This is a genomic window from Psychromonas sp. psych-6C06 (genome assembly GCF_002835465.1).
In the GTDB taxonomy this organism is placed as follows: domain Bacteria; phylum Pseudomonadota; class Gammaproteobacteria; order Enterobacterales; family Psychromonadaceae; genus Psychromonas.
Window position 1 is genome coordinate 91,187 of sequence record NZ_PIZM01000004.1, and the last position, 14,319, is coordinate 105,505.

At 38.9% G+C, this 14,319-nt stretch carries 16 protein-coding genes; 4 read left to right on the forward strand and 12 right to left on the reverse strand.

The genetic code is table 11. From position 1 onward, the window contains the following. Nucleotides 1-19 precede the first annotated feature (19 nt). Complete coding sequence (locus CW745_RS07500) at nt 20-1,024, reverse strand: PLP-dependent cysteine synthase family protein (protein WP_202973176.1); 1,005 nt, start codon at nt 1,022-1,024, stop codon at nt 20-22. A gap of 171 nt (nt 1,025-1,195) precedes the next feature. Between CW745_RS07500 and CW745_RS07505 the strand changes: the two genes are divergently transcribed. Next, nucleotides 1,196-1,648 (forward strand): Lrp/AsnC family transcriptional regulator, encoded by a 453-nt coding sequence (locus CW745_RS07505; protein WP_193755559.1) that lies wholly within the window; start codon nt 1,196-1,198, stop codon nt 1,646-1,648. A 45-nt stretch (nt 1,649-1,693) separates the two neighbouring features. Here CW745_RS07505 and CW745_RS07510 read toward each other — a convergent pair whose 3' ends face one another. The 4 genes from CW745_RS07510 to coaE are packed head-to-tail and all read right to left on the reverse strand — an operon-like array spanning nt 1,694 to nt 3,627. Further along, nucleotides 1,694-2,038, reverse strand: a complete 345-nt coding sequence (locus CW745_RS07510) for a HopJ type III effector protein (RefSeq protein WP_101108034.1) — start codon at nt 2,036-2,038, stop codon at nt 1,694-1,696. A gap of 29 nt (nt 2,039-2,067) precedes the next feature. Next, nucleotides 2,068-2,256: a DNA gyrase inhibitor YacG gene (gene yacG, locus CW745_RS07515; RefSeq protein WP_101108035.1), complete on the reverse strand. Its 189-nt coding sequence runs from the start codon at nt 2,254-2,256 to the stop codon at nt 2,068-2,070. A 9-nt stretch (nt 2,257-2,265) separates the two neighbouring features. After that, nucleotides 2,266-3,006 carry a cell division protein ZapD gene (zapD, locus tag CW745_RS07520; protein WP_238596743.1) on the reverse strand — a complete coding sequence of 247 codons (741 nt, stop codon included), beginning with the start codon at nt 3,004-3,006 and terminating at the stop codon, nt 2,266-2,268. A 27-nt stretch (nt 3,007-3,033) separates the two neighbouring features. Next, entirely contained in the window at nt 3,034-3,627 is a 594-nt protein-coding gene (gene coaE, locus CW745_RS07525; protein ID WP_101108036.1) for a dephospho-CoA kinase, read from the reverse strand. A gap of 105 nt (nt 3,628-3,732) precedes the next feature. On the opposite strand from coaE, the gene nadC reads away from it, so the two are divergent. Continuing rightward, nucleotides 3,733-4,584 (forward strand): carboxylating nicotinate-nucleotide diphosphorylase, encoded by an 852-nt coding sequence (nadC, locus tag CW745_RS07530; RefSeq protein ID WP_101108037.1) that lies wholly within the window; start codon nt 3,733-3,735, stop codon nt 4,582-4,584. 63 nt (nt 4,585-4,647) lie between these two features. Further along, nucleotides 4,648-5,487: a DNA ligase gene (locus CW745_RS07535; protein ID WP_101108038.1), complete on the forward strand. Its 840-nt coding sequence runs from the start codon at nt 4,648-4,650 to the stop codon at nt 5,485-5,487. Nucleotides 5,488-5,807: 320 nt separating this feature from the next. Here the strand turns inward: CW745_RS07535 and CW745_RS07540 are convergent, their stop codons facing one another. The 4 genes from CW745_RS07540 to CW745_RS07555 all read right to left on the reverse strand — a co-directional run bounded on the left by CW745_RS07540 (nt 5,808) and on the right by CW745_RS07555 (nt 10,148). Next, complete coding sequence (locus CW745_RS07540; protein ID WP_101108039.1) at nt 5,808-6,059, reverse strand: hypothetical protein; 252 nt, start codon at nt 6,057-6,059, stop codon at nt 5,808-5,810. Between the two features lie 19 nt (nt 6,060-6,078). Beyond that, nucleotides 6,079-6,462: an 8-oxo-dGTP diphosphatase MutT gene (gene mutT, locus CW745_RS07545; protein ID WP_101108040.1), complete on the reverse strand. Its 384-nt coding sequence runs from the start codon at nt 6,460-6,462 to the stop codon at nt 6,079-6,081. 65 nt (nt 6,463-6,527) lie between these two features. Next, on the reverse strand, nt 6,528-9,257 hold the full coding sequence (secA, locus tag CW745_RS07550; protein ID WP_101108041.1) for a preprotein translocase subunit SecA: 2,730 nt from the start codon (nt 9,255-9,257) through the stop codon (nt 6,528-6,530). Nucleotides 9,258-9,296: 39 nt separating this feature from the next. Next, a complete protein-coding gene (locus CW745_RS07555; RefSeq protein WP_238596744.1) occupies nt 9,297-10,148 on the reverse strand; it encodes a M23 family metallopeptidase in 852 nt (283 codons plus the stop codon). Between the two features lie 30 nt (nt 10,149-10,178). Between CW745_RS07555 and CW745_RS07560 the strand changes: the two genes are divergently transcribed. After that, nucleotides 10,179-10,700, forward strand: a complete 522-nt coding sequence (locus CW745_RS07560) for a DciA family protein (RefSeq protein WP_238596745.1) — start codon at nt 10,179-10,181, stop codon at nt 10,698-10,700. A gap of 64 nt (nt 10,701-10,764) precedes the next feature. Here the strand turns inward: CW745_RS07560 and lpxC are convergent, their stop codons facing one another. The 3 genes from lpxC to ftsA all read right to left on the reverse strand — a co-directional run bounded on the left by lpxC (nt 10,765) and on the right by ftsA (nt 14,314). Then, nucleotides 10,765-11,691 (reverse strand): UDP-3-O-acyl-N-acetylglucosamine deacetylase, encoded by a 927-nt coding sequence (lpxC, locus tag CW745_RS07565; protein ID WP_101108043.1) that lies wholly within the window; start codon nt 11,689-11,691, stop codon nt 10,765-10,767. A 104-nt stretch (nt 11,692-11,795) separates the two neighbouring features. After that, nucleotides 11,796-12,992, reverse strand: coding sequence for a cell division protein FtsZ (gene ftsZ / locus CW745_RS07570; RefSeq protein ID WP_101108044.1), 1,197 nt, complete (start codon nt 12,990-12,992; stop codon nt 11,796-11,798). A 77-nt stretch (nt 12,993-13,069) separates the two neighbouring features. Continuing rightward, on the reverse strand, nt 13,070-14,314 hold the full coding sequence (ftsA, locus tag CW745_RS07575) for a cell division protein FtsA (protein ID WP_101108045.1): 1,245 nt from the start codon (nt 14,312-14,314) through the stop codon (nt 13,070-13,072). Nucleotides 14,315-14,319: the final 5 nt, after the last annotated feature.

Below are 14,319 nucleotides of genomic sequence, written 5' to 3' on the forward strand. Positions count from 1 at the left end.
TAATATTCTTTTCATGAGATTAAGTGATATTAAGTTTAACCCAGTCAGGCGAATAATAACTATCTAAATAGCGATCTCCACGATCACACAACAGGGTGACTATTGCGCCTGCTTCTCCCTTTTTTTTCATTTCTCGGGCAAGTTGCAACACACCAACCATATTAGTTCCAGTGCTTGGCCCGACTTTTCGGCCTAATACAGTCTCAAGCCATAACATGCTATTAATAGACTCAATATCCGCAACTTTAATCATTCTATCCACCAAGGAAGCGATAAATGAAGGTTCAACACGGGGTCGGCCTATTCCTTCAATCTTACTACTCTTATCGCTACTAAGGGTCATATCGCCACTCTGGTAATAGTCATAGAAGACTGAGTTTTCAGGATCAACCACGACAAGCTCAGTGCTTAATTGATGGTAACGGATATAACGGCCAATGGTCGCACTCGTTCCTCCCGTCCCCGCACTAACGACAATAAACTTAGGCACAGGGTGCGCTTCCCGTGACATCTGCTGATAGATTGAATCAGCAATATTATTATTACCTCGCCAATCCGTCGCACGCTCTGCATAGGTAAACTGATCCATGTAATAGCCATTAAGTTGCTTGGCTAACTTTTCTGATTGTTCATAAATCATTGCCGTTGACTCAACAAGGTGACAATGACCGCCATAAGTTTCAATCAAGGCTAACTTCTCTTGGCTAGTACTCTTAGCCATCACAGCAATAAATTTAAGCCCTAATAAACGTGCAAAATAGGCTTCAGAAATTGCAGTGCTTCCAGAGGAGGCTTCAATAATAGTCGTGTTTTGATTAATTTTACCATTGCACAAAGCATACAAAAAAAGTGAGCGGGCTAAGCGATGTTTAAGGCTTCCCGTTGGATGCGTACTTTCATCCTTTAAATAGATACTGATATCTGGAAACTCAGCTAAATCAAGCTTAATCAAGTGAGTATCCGCACTGCGCTGGTAGTCTGCTTGAATCAATGCGATGGCATTGTTTACCCATTGACGGTCAATGTTCGACGATTGCTTTAAGTTATTGTTTATCATTTATATCCCCCTTTGGTTGTTTTTATTATAAGTAACAACGACCAGAAGATTTCTCTTAACTCTCTCCAAAAAAGCGATAAAATAGAAAATTAATCTTATAATATACGAATATCAAAAATATATTCTTAGGATATTTAAATGGATAAAATAGATAAGCAAATACTGAATATTTTACAGCAAGATTGTTCACTGCCAGTACAACAGATAGCTGAACAGTTAAATCTCACCACCACCCCCTGTTGGAATCGCATAAAACGTTTACAAAACCAAGGAGTGATTAAAAAGCGAGTTGCTTTACTCGACGCTGAAAAAATGGGATTAGAGCTGATCGCTTTTGTACAAATTAAAACGCTGCAACATTCAGAACTCTGGTTTGAAGATTTTGTTTTGCAAGTAAAAGGCTTTTCGCAGGTGATGGAGTTCTATCGTATGGCGGGGGAATATGATTATCTATTAAAGGTGCTTGTCAAAGATATGCGCAGTTATGATAAGTTTTATAAGACCTTAGTTAATAACGTCAATGGTTTAACTGATGTTACCTCGAGCTTTGCGATGCAACAACTCAAATACACCACTGAACTTTCGCTATAAAAACCACTTACGGCGAAAGTGAGTGAATTTTTTATTATTCTCTTTTTATTTTGCCGATAAGGCTGGTGCACTAAATGCGATACCTTCCCAGCCATTAATCATAAATTGGCGAATATTTTGATGATCCGTTGCGTCTGGATGCTGTAAAACATCCTCACGGTAAAACTGTCCAAAACACGCTAATGTTTGTTGCTGTGAAAACTTTTGTAGTTTAGCAAAGGCAAAAATTTTACAAGAGCCAGAGTTTTGTCCTGCCTCATTGCTTTGATTACCGTTAGTAAATGCTGTTTCAGTAAACTGATAATTCTCTTCGATAACAGACATTGTGTCTGAAAACTCAATTGATTCTGCTTGTGTGTTTAGTTTCTCTAAAAATGCTGGTAGCAACATGTTATTTCCTTGAATTATAATAGCGATTGTTAATCAAAATAGATGGTTTTATTTTGAGGAAGGTTTTCTGCGTCAACCGCTTCCCCTTTAATGCGTTTCTCTTCTGAAGCCCATTCCCCTAAATCAATAAGCTGGCAACGCTTACTGCAGAATGGTCGGTGCAGACTTTCCTTTGACCATTCCACCTCTTTTTTACAAGTGGGGCAATTTACTTTCATTAATTTCTCCTAACAACAGATCTGTTTAAATGCAATGTCATCGCTGCGATGATTTTCAATATCACTACTCATAAAACGAATAGAATATCTGTCTTTATGGCCACTGATCATGGGATATACCCCCAATGAAATATCTAACTCAATAGACACAAAACAACAATTTTCCACTTCTCCCTGATAGAAGCCATTTACAGCAACTTGTTCCGTTTGCGTACCTTGGGAGCGTGTAATTCTTAAATAAAGTAACAGTGCTTTTTGTAAAGCTTCAAAATGACTTACCCATATATCAGCATCACTACCTTGTTTTATTGCCCCTTGGGCTAACCAAAGATGGTACTGAGGAAGATCGAAATTACAACAACCACTAGGAATGCAAAAACGTTGCTTAAGTGAGGTTAAAAAACGGTTTGCCTTAAAATAGCGCAGCTGTTTAGGCATCGCGATAACCGCTTTATTCAGCTCTTCAATTTCAAGCAACAGTTCAGAAACAGCTTGATGGTCAACTTCATCATGGGCTAACCACTCCTTCATCCGCTCCGATAGAACACGTAAGTCCTTAGCAAGATCATGGCGAATATCACAACGCTCGAGCAATTCTAGTAGCTCAAATAATCCTTTAAAGAACAGCGTTGAGTCACTGCCATGCTCAAATTTTTTACTTTTATTAATTTGCTGAAATAGAAACTCAAGACGGAGATAGCTTCGCATCTTTTCATTTAATGGATATTCAAAGGTAATAATATTGCTCATTTTAGTCTCATTAGTACAAATCACACGCTATTGTAACGCCCTAAGTTGTTTATCTAAAGTAATTACCGACATTTCTAATTCAGCTAATGAAACTGAGCTGTTATTAATAATAAAATCGGCTTTTTGTAAACGTAAATTACGTGTAATTTGACTATCAATAATCGCTTTAATTTGTTCCTTACTACTGTTATCACGTGCACAGGCACGTTTTATCTGAAGCGACTCTTCAATATCAACAACCACAACATGATCGCAATATTGTTGGAGATTATTTTCGAACAGTAAAGGCGCTTCTAAAATCACATAATCACTTGTCGCGTTTGCAAGATGAATTAGCATTTGCTCACGGATAATGGGATGTAATAGGTTATTTAGCCATCTCTTTTTTACTGGATCAGTAAAAATAATCTGCCGTAACTTAGCGCGATCTAACTCATCATTTATTAAAATATCTTCACCGAAGTATTCACAAATTTTATTTATAGCAGGCTGCCCTTTTTGCACCACTTCACGAGCGACGATATCCGCATCAACGACACAAATATTTAAACCTTTAAAAAAGTGAGAAACAGTTGATTTACCACTACCGATTCCTCCTGTTAATCCGATCACTAAACGCATTTTGGATTCCTCCTATTTATAGCTTGTGCATTTTATAAGAGTTGTGTCATTAAATCTTAACTTCATGCTAAAATTAGGCTTTTATTGTTGCTTGGAAGAAGAATCATGGTTGAAAAAGAGATTTCAGAAAGCGTTCGTATTGCGTTGCATGAAGATTTAAACGGTTTATCACCAGAAGAAGGTGATATTACTGCAAATTTAATTCCTGAAGATAAACAGGCAAAAGCGGTGGTTATCACACGTGAAGATGCTGTTTTTTGTGGGCAAGCTTGGACGCAAGAAGTCTTTCGTCAATTAGGTAATAACATCAGCATTACTTGGCATGTCAAAGATGGTGATTTTGTTAAGGCCGATACCACACTATTCACACTAGAAGGTTGTGCGCGGACACTGCTAACGGGCGAACGTAGCGCATTAAACTTTGTACAGACCCTTTCAGGCATTGCCACTCGTGTTAAGCAATACATGGATTTAATCAGCGAAACAAACTGTAAATTACTTGATACCCGTAAGACGCTCCCGGGGCTAAGAAATGCTTCAAAATATGCAGTGTTATGTGGTGGTGGACATAATCACCGTTTAGGGCTTTTTGATGCTTATCTAATTAAAGAAAACCATATTTTAGCTTGTGGTGGTATAAAGCAAGCGATTGAGATGGCGAATAAGCAACACCCTGAGCGCTGGGTAGAAGTTGAAGTAGAAAGTATTGAAGAATTAAAGCAAGCACTTGATGCAGGTGCACAACGTGTGATGTTAGATAACTTTACCGTGCCAATGATGATTGAAGCGGTTGAGATAAACCGTAATAATGAACATACTGCCGATTTAGAAGTATCGGGCAATGTAACAACGAGTACTATTTTAAGTTACGCGAGTACTGGGGTCGATTACATATCGGTTGGCGCCTTAACAAAGCATGTTAACGCTGTTGATCTCTCAATGCGATTTGTTAATTAGTTACAGCTTATAGCAAACCTAGCAAAACTCTCTAGACTGATTACATCACTAGGGAGTTTTTTTATGCCTTTTCTAATAGTTCTTTTACTCTTGTTAAGCCCAGCCGTCTTCGCGGCACCACCACCGATTCAACTTGCTAGCAAATATCATAGCGATATCGATATTAGCCAATACTGGGTGAGCGAGAAACTTGATGGCGTTCGTGCCTATTGGGATGGACAGCATCTGATTTCTCGACGAGGAAATATATTTCCAGCCCCTAAATGGTTTATTAAAGATTTTCCAACTCAAGCGTTAGACGGAGAATTATGGATAGCCCGAGAACAATTTGAACGTGTCTCTGGCATTGTACGTACCGAGCAGGCAAATGATGAAGATTGGCAAAGTATCGCATTCATGATTTTTGATTTACCAAGCTCCAGTAAACGCTTTACAGCACGACTTAAGGTGATGCAACAACTAGTTGATGACAGTCCTTCACCCTATTTAAAAATGATCCCACAACAAAAATACTCATCACAACAAGCATTACAAGCGACGTTAGATAGAATTATAAATGATGGTGGTGAAGGGTTAATGCTTCACCATGTCGATGCCTATTATCAAGTAAAACGAAGCCAAGACCTAATGAAACTAAAACGTTATGATGATGCAGAAGCTGTTGTAATGGCGTATATTCCCGGAAAAGGGAAACACAGTGGACGTATGGGTTCGTTATTGGTCAAAACGAAAGATGGAATGAGCTTTAAAATAGGATCTGGATTTACCAATGCTGAGCGAGAAAATCCGCCAAAAATAGGAGATATCATCACCTATCAATATATTGGTAAAACCAAAAATGGCGTACCACGATTCGCAACTTTCTTGCGGATTAGAGTTGCATTAGATCCCGACGAAAAATAAAAGCAATTAAATAAAAATATGTGCTGTAAATTTTCCACGGGAAGAATGTTTTTTTAAAAATAAAATATTTAACTAATACCAAACCCACTAAATAACTGATCAATCTTACTGGTTAAAAGAAGCTATTTCAGCGTTAAAAGTTTCGTAAAAGGAACAACCATTTACATCAATTTTCGCCTTGAACTAACTCCTTTTTACTACGTAATATTTGATCGCTATATTAATAGAATTGGTATAATAAAATTTATACGCTATTTAATCTGGTATGGGGATAAATTACACCTATTGCAAATGATCATCTTTGATAACCATTAACGACATTATGTGCATAACTTCTCTTTGATTAATAACCCTAAAATAATGTGGCAAGCATGATTAAGCTGCTCTTCGTACAGCCCCTTATTATTTAAATTAGAGAGTTGCTCTAAGTAAGTACAGTACTCTGAGATCACCTCCTCTGCAAATAGCTCATTACCGCCCATTGATTGAAATAGCTCTCTTATCATCGGAGCTATTTTTTTAGCCTGATCAGGTACACCGGCATGATCAGCAAAGTATATAATATTATCCATAAGCATCTCCTTATGTATATTATAGTAGCTTCGCAATCACTCCCTTATTAGCTTCTGGAAAATCATAGTCTAATAGCGCCTGTGCACTAACCCACTTTACCGGTTGCCCTTCTCTGCCAGTGGCTTCACCAGTATATTTATCTACTAAATAAAAATATAAATTTAATTGTTTATCGCCATAATCGAAGAACAGTTTGTCAAATAAACCGAAACGATCGGCAGTTACACCAACCTCTTCTAATAGTTCTCGCTGCATTGCCTGATGTGCTAATTCACCTTGCTCAACCTTGCCTCCCGGAAACTCCCATTTTCCGCCCTGATGGCTTTCATCAGGCCTTAAACAGATCAAATATTTACCATGTTCATCTTTTACAATGGCGATACTAATATCAATAACTTTCATCAATTTACCTTTTTTAAGCAAAAAAAATGGCTCTAAAGAGCCATTTTATTTTGTTACTCATTTCATTATGAAGCTAACTTGCCATGACACTGTTTGTATTTTTTGCCTGAACCACAAGGACATGGCTCATTACGCCCTACTTTACGTTCGTCACGTACAAAAGGATCCGCAGATGCATTTTCTTCATCACTTTCCGTTTGTTGCCCGTTTGTAGCGCCAGCATGCTTCATTTCAAGTTTTGCTTTTTCATCGGCAATACGACGTTGTTCAGCAATCGCTTCAACTTCTTCTTGGCTTTGCACCTGCACTTTAGAAAGAATTGTCACCACATCATGCTTCAAGTTATCTAGCATAGAAAGAAACATCTCAAATGATTCACGCTTATATTCCTGTTTAGGATCTTTTTGTGCATAACCACGTAGATGAATACCTTGACGAAGATGATCCATCGATGCTAAATGCTCTTTCCACAAGGTATCAATAGTTTGCAACATAACTGACTTTTCAAAGCCAGCAATAATCTCCTGCCCTACCTGCTCTTTTTTAGCTGCATACACTTCTTTTGCATGTACTAAAATATTTTCGCGAATAGTTTCTTCCTGTAAATTTGCATCATCAACTAACCACTGTTGAACCGGTAAATCGATTAAGAAATCAGTTTTAAGTTTACGCTCTAGCCCCTCGAGATCCCATTGCTCCGTCAGTGATTGCTGAGGTACAAATTGGTCAACACAGTCGTTAAATACATCATCCCAAATACCATCAATAGTTTCAGTGATCTCTTCGCTGTCCATTACACCATTACGTTGTTGATACACCACTTTACGTTGGTCATTAGCAACATCATCAAAATCAAGTAGCGATTTACGCATGTCGAAGTTACGGCCTTCAACTTTACGTTGCGCATTTTCAATAGCACGGGTAACCCAAGGATGCTCAATCGCCTCACCATCTTCCATGCCTAATTTTTTCATCATGTTAGATACTTTTTCTGATGCGAAGATACGCATCAAAGAATCTTCCATAGAAAGATAGAAACGACTTTCACCCGCATCACCTTGACGACCAGCACGACCACGTAACTGGTTATCAACACGACGAGATTCATGACGCTCTGTACCGATGATATATAAACCACCGGCCTCTTTTACCATGTCATGCTCTGCTTGCCATGCTAGTTTTTCAGCTTCTATTTCGCCTTCACTTGCATTGCCTAATTTATCAAGACGCGCTTGTAAATTACCGCCTAGCACGATATCTGTTCCACGGCCCGCCATATTGGTTGCGATAGTAACTGATCCTAATGCACCAGCTTGCGCAATGATGTCCGCTTCTTTTTCATGGAATTTAGCATTCAGTACGCTGTGCTTAATATTCGCTTTATCCATTAATTGCGATAATAATTCAGAGTTTTCGATTGAAACGGTACCAATTAACACCGGCTGACGTCGCTCAAGACGTTGCTCAATATCTTTAACAATTGCTTGATACTTTTCAACTTCCGTTAAATAAACAAGATCACCACCATCGATTCGTGTCATCGGTTTATTGGTTGGAATAACGATTGTTTCTAAACTATAGATTGATTGAAACTCAAAGGCTTCAGTATCAGCTGTACCGGTCATCCCCGCTAATTTATCGTAAAGACGGAAGAAATTTTGGAAGGTGATAGAAGCTAAGGTTTGGTTTTCATTTTGAATTTCAACACCTTCTTTTGCTTCAACAGCTTGATGAAGACCTTCAGACCAACGTCGACCCGGCATCGTACGACCCGTATGTTCATCAACGATAACAACTTCACCTTGCTCGTTAACGATATATTCAACATCTTTTTCAAATAAAGTATGTGCACGTAAAGCGGCATTAGCATGATGTAGCAGGCTAATACTTGATGCTGAATATAAGGATTGATCTTCCGCTAATAAGCCACGCTCTTGTAGTATTTTCTCTACTTTTTCTTGGCCACGCTCAGTTAGAAGCACCTGCTTACTTTTTTCGTCAATGGTGTAATCGCCATCGCCTGTATATTCTTCGGTATCTTCTTGATCCTGTTTAGTCAACATTGGAATGACAGTATTTAATTCCGTGTATAAAGAGGCATCACCATCGGTCGGACCAGAAATAATAAGTGGCGTACGCGCTTCATCGATTAAAATAGAATCAACTTCATCGATAATTGCATAATGCAGTGGACGCATTACACGTTGGCCAGCTTCAAAAGCCATATTATCGCGCAGATAATCAAAGCCAAATTCATTATTAGTACCGTAAGTAATATCAGCGGCGTAAGCTTCACGTTTCGCTTCACCCTGCATGCCAGAAAGGTTAATACCTACCGTTAGCCCTAAAAATTCAAACAGTTGAGCGTTCCACTCAGCATCACGTTTTGCAAGATAATCATTCACGGTAATAACATGCACACCTTTACCGGTTAGTGCATTTAAGTAAGCAGGAAGAGTTGCCGTCAGTGTTTTACCTTCACCGGTACGCATTTCAGCAATTTTATTATCATTTAAAACCATGCCCCCAATAAGCTGTACATCGAAATGACGCATACCAAAAACACGTACTGAAGCACTACGTACGACTGCAAATGCCTCAACTAAAATAGCATCTAGGCTTTCACCTGCTTCTACACGTTGTTTAAACTCGGCGGTTTTAGCCTTTAATTCAACATCTGAAAGCGCATCCATTTGTGGCTCTAGTTTGTTAATTTCATCGACTACTTTACGAAGTTTTTTTAGATAACGGTCGTTACGACTGCCTATTATTTTTGTTATTAGCTGTGTAATCATTTTACTTTTCTCATTTTTAAAATTAAATTTGTTTCGTCTCTAACCCGCTACGCGGTGTATATAATAATCAGGATCAACCTGACGACCACTTTTCAAAACTTCGTAATGTATATGTGGGCCTGTTGAGCGCCCTGTACTGCCCATCACAGCAACTTGTTGGCCTTTACTGACAATCTCACCTACTTTTACTGTTAACTCGATAGCATGTGCATAACGTGTCGTTAAACCGTTACCATGTTGTATCTCAACCATTAATCCGTAGCCACCTCTTCGACCAGACTCAACTACCACCCCTGCAGCAGTAGCGATTAATGGCATACCCGCAGGCCCTGCGATATCAACACCACGATGACGACTCAATTTTCCTGTAAAAGGGTCTTTTCTTGTGCCATAAAGCGAGGAAAGCCATGATCCTTTACCCTTAACTGGCCGGCCAGAAATATATAACTCATCAAGCAAATGGCGATTGTTGATAGCAATTTCAAGGCGTTGAAGTTGTTTTTCTTTTTTTATCAGATATTGATCAACATTTTCAATACTTTCTAATAAAAACGATGATTGAAAAATGTCATCACCCTCAATGTCTTTTTGTAAAGATGAGGGGGGCTGGGATTCAAAATCAAACTCTTCTTTCGGAAGTTCTGATGCTTCTATTAAACGCTGACCAAGCACATTCACGCGTGTGATGTTAGCTTCTAACTCCCCCAGTTTCGAACTGAGTACCAACAATTTTTCATCGCTTTGTGCTTTAATAAGCTTTAAATATTTGTCTTTGCTAATATCTTGTTCACTTAGAGCGTTTATTTTAAATTGGGCTAATTGCGTTTTGTAATAGGACTGAATAAACCAAGTACTGACAGCGAATAACGCGATAAACAAAAGAGGGATCAACAGAAACCTGTTTTTTGTTAGGGAAAAAGTATGATCTTGTTCCTCTCTGGAATAGATTACCGTTATACTCATATTATTAATTCACTATTGAAAATAGAAATGAATAGAAGTCGTCAACCAAAACCTGTTGCACAACTGCTTACCAAGACTCAGCTGCAACATAATCAACCTCTTTTCACAAGGCTTGATAGTTTACTACAAAGTTTTTTGAAACAACATAATATCGCCGGCTGTAGGCTAGGTAATTTACAAAATGGGACATTGCTTATAGAAATCCCCAATGCAAATTGGATGGTGCGCTTGCAATTTATGCGAAATGACCTACTCAGCCTATTTCGTCAAGAGGCTCCAGGTTTGTTAAAAGTAAATATTAAAGTAAATCCTCGTCTCTCTATCACGACCAACAAGACTAAGAAAAACACCCCACGTATAAAAAAGAGAGCAACTAAAATGTCTGCAGATGTAGCTGATAGCTTTCTAGCGCTTGCGGAAGACACTGACCCAGAACTTAGAAAAGCATTACAGTCGTTGGCACAACACTCTAAAAAATAACCCGGAAAACAGACAAAAAAAATCCCGCAATAAAGCAGGATTTCATATAGTCACTCATATTAGCTTAGAATGCCAACACAGGTTCAATGTACTGCACTGGAGACTCACTGACAGGCTCTTCGAAAGTCACCATTTCCCAAGCCTCTTGATCTGCAAGCAATGCACATAACAATTTATTGTTTAAAGCATGACCCGTTTTAAATGCTTTTAAATGTCCTAAAATGGTGTAACCCGAAAGATACAGATCACCGATTGCATCTAATACTTTATGCTTCACAAACTCATCTTCATAACGAAGACCATCAGGATTTAACACACGAAACTCATCTAGACCAATAGCGTTATCAAGACTAGCGCCAAGAGCCAAATTATTCGCTTGGAGTTGCTCAACTCCTTTCATGAAGCCAAAAGTTCTTGCGCGACTGATTTCTTTTACGAATAAATCACCAGAGAATTGCATTTCAATATGCTGATTTTGGCCTTCAAAAACAGGATGATCAAAGTCGATTTTAAAATCTAAACTAAAACCTTTGTTTGAAGGGGTTAATTCTGCATACTTTCCTTCTGCTTCATCTTCAACACGCACGGCTTTTTTAACACGAATAAATTTCTTCGCCACATTTAGCTCTTCGATACCCGCTGACTGCAATAGGAAAATGAATGGGCTAGCACTACCATCCATAATTGGAATTTCAGGTGCATCAACATCAATAATAATATTATCGACACCCAGACCTGCAAGGGCAGCTGAAAGATGCTCAACCGTAGATATTTTCTGTCCATCATCATTAACTAAACAGGTACATAACAAGGTTTCTTGTACAGCTTGTGCATGTGCTTTGAAAGTCACAACAGGGTTTAGATCAATACGGCGGTAAACAATACCTGTATTAGCAGGTGCAGGATGTAACTCGATAGTTACTTTATTACCTGAATGCAAACCAATACCGGTTGATTTAACACTTTTCTTTAATGTTCTTTGTTTAATCATCGTATCACCTAAGCCTGAAAAATTTATAATAATAGCGAGTATATCAGTATGAGACTTATATCACAAACTTTACACCCGCATTACAAATAAATTACAAAATATGACTAATCTGCTTGTTTACGTAAAAATGCTGGAATATCAAGATAGCTACCTTCAGGCTTCGCCTCTGCGGCCGGCTCTTCAACAACCACTTCTGGCTCAACAACCTCAACACTTTCGACTACCTTCTCTACTTCCGGAGCAGTTGCTGTTTCAGTCGCAATAGTGGGATTTTTAACAACTGTTAGGTCTGATTTACGCTCACCAAGTCCAGTCACGATAACTGTCACGTGTAATTCAGCAGTATCAATTGTTGGATCAACCGTTACACCGATAATGATTTGCGAATCTTCAGAGGCAAACTCACGCAGTGCATCACCAACAGTTTCATACTCATCCCAAGCAAAGTCCATACCGGCAACAATGTGGACTAGTACTCCACGTGCATTTGAAAGATCTACATCTTCAAGTAGTGGGCAAGAGATAGCTTGTTCAACCGCTTCTTCAGCACGTTCTTCGCCAGATGCGATACCTATGCCCATTACTGCAGTTGTACCCGCTTCAGTCATAACAGTACGCACATCGGCGAAATCGATATTAATAGTACTTTCTTCGTTATTGATAATGGCAGAGAAACCTGAAACAGCATCATATAAAACGCCATTTGCGGCTTCCAATGCGCCTAAGAAAGTAACGCCTTTTGGCAATGATTTCTGTAACTTATCATTTGGAATAATAAGTAATGAATCAATATGTTCAGAAAGTCTTGAGATACCTTGATTGGCATAATTGATACGTTTTTTACCTTCAAAGAATGAAGGTTTAGAAACCACGCCAATAGTTAAAGCACCAAGCTCTTTTGCAACTTCTGCCACAACAGGTGAAGCACCTGTACCAGTGCCCCCGCCCATACCTGCAGCGATAAAGACAACATCGGCACCGGTTAACATTTCACGGATAGTTTCTTTATCTTCAAGCGCTGATTTATAGCCGACCTCAGGGTTAGCACCTGCGCCTAGGCCGTTAGTAATGGATGCACCAAGTTGTAAACGAATAGTCGCTTTTGACTTACGTAATGCCTGCGCATCCGTATTCATTACGATAAATTCAGCACCTGTTAAGCCTTGATCAATCATGTGATTAACAGCATTACCGCCACCACCACCGACGCCAACAACTTTTATAACAGCTTGTTGTTCATACTCTTCATCAACTATTTCAAACATTTGATCTTTTTCCACTTTTATTAAATCATCAGACATATCATGCCTCCATCGGTATCAATTGCCTGTATGCTGTCAACATATCTACTAAGTTTCAACATCCCAGACCCTACCCACTAATATTCCTTTTTTATCCAACTTTTTACTTTATTTAAAAAGTGGCTAAAGCGATTTTCATCTGGCTCTTCCTGGCCTTCGCTATATTCATCATGCTTATACCGCAATAAGCCAAGAGCTGTCGAATATGCAGGCTCAGCGATATCATCAGCCAATCCTTGCAAATTCTGCGGTATGCCAATTCTTACTGGCATATTATCAAAAACTTTTTCTGCAACTTCAACCAATCCTCGAATTTGTGCGCCACCACCCGTTATAACAATACCAGCTGCTAGTTGTTGTTTTAAGCCATCAGCGTCAGTTGCATAACCCAAGGAATATAATTCTTTTTTAACAAGCCCTAATAGTTCACTATAACGAGGCTCAATGACATCGACCAAAGTATGGCGTTGCAATGTTCTGCTGGCTCTTCCGCCAACACTTGGTAACTCAATAGTATCATTTGGACTAATCGTCTCGCGCGATAAACTACCATATTTAATTTTTACCTCTTCTGCAGAGGTTGGTGGTGCACTAAAAGCGATAGCAATATCATTAGTCACAGAGTTACCAGCGTAATTAAGTACACTACTATGACGCAACGCACCATCAATATAGACAGATATGTCCATGGTACCACTGCCCATGTCTACGACACAAACTCCGAGTTTTTTCTCATCATCGCTCAAGGTAGCGGCACTTGATGCCACGCCTGAAAAAATCAGCTGATCAACATGCAAATCACATCGTTCTACCGCTTTTTCTAAATTTTTAACCAGATCATGATGACAGGTAATTAAATGCACATCAGCTTTTAATTTAATACCTGAAAGACCAAGGGGATTGTTGATTCCGCTTTGTGAGTCGATTGCATATTGTTGCGGAATCACATGTAATAAGCGTTGATCATCTCGTAACTTTATTGAGCGAGCATTATGTATGACGCTTTCAATATCAAAGGCTTTGACTTCATGATCATCAATAGCCCAAGTACCTGACTCATTTAACGATTCAATATGTGCCCCTGAAATTGAAAGGCTAACTGATGATACTTGGCAATCAGCCATCTCTTCAGCACTTTTAAGCGCTTTTTTAATCGCATAAACCACAGAGTCTAAATCGGTGACAGCTCCTTTATCAACACCCTTTGAATAAGCTTCACCAATACCAACAATGTTAATTTGTTCATTTTCTAAGAGCTCACCAATTAAAACGACAATTTTATGGCTACCAATATCTAAACCAACCGTGTAATCATGTTCCATACTCT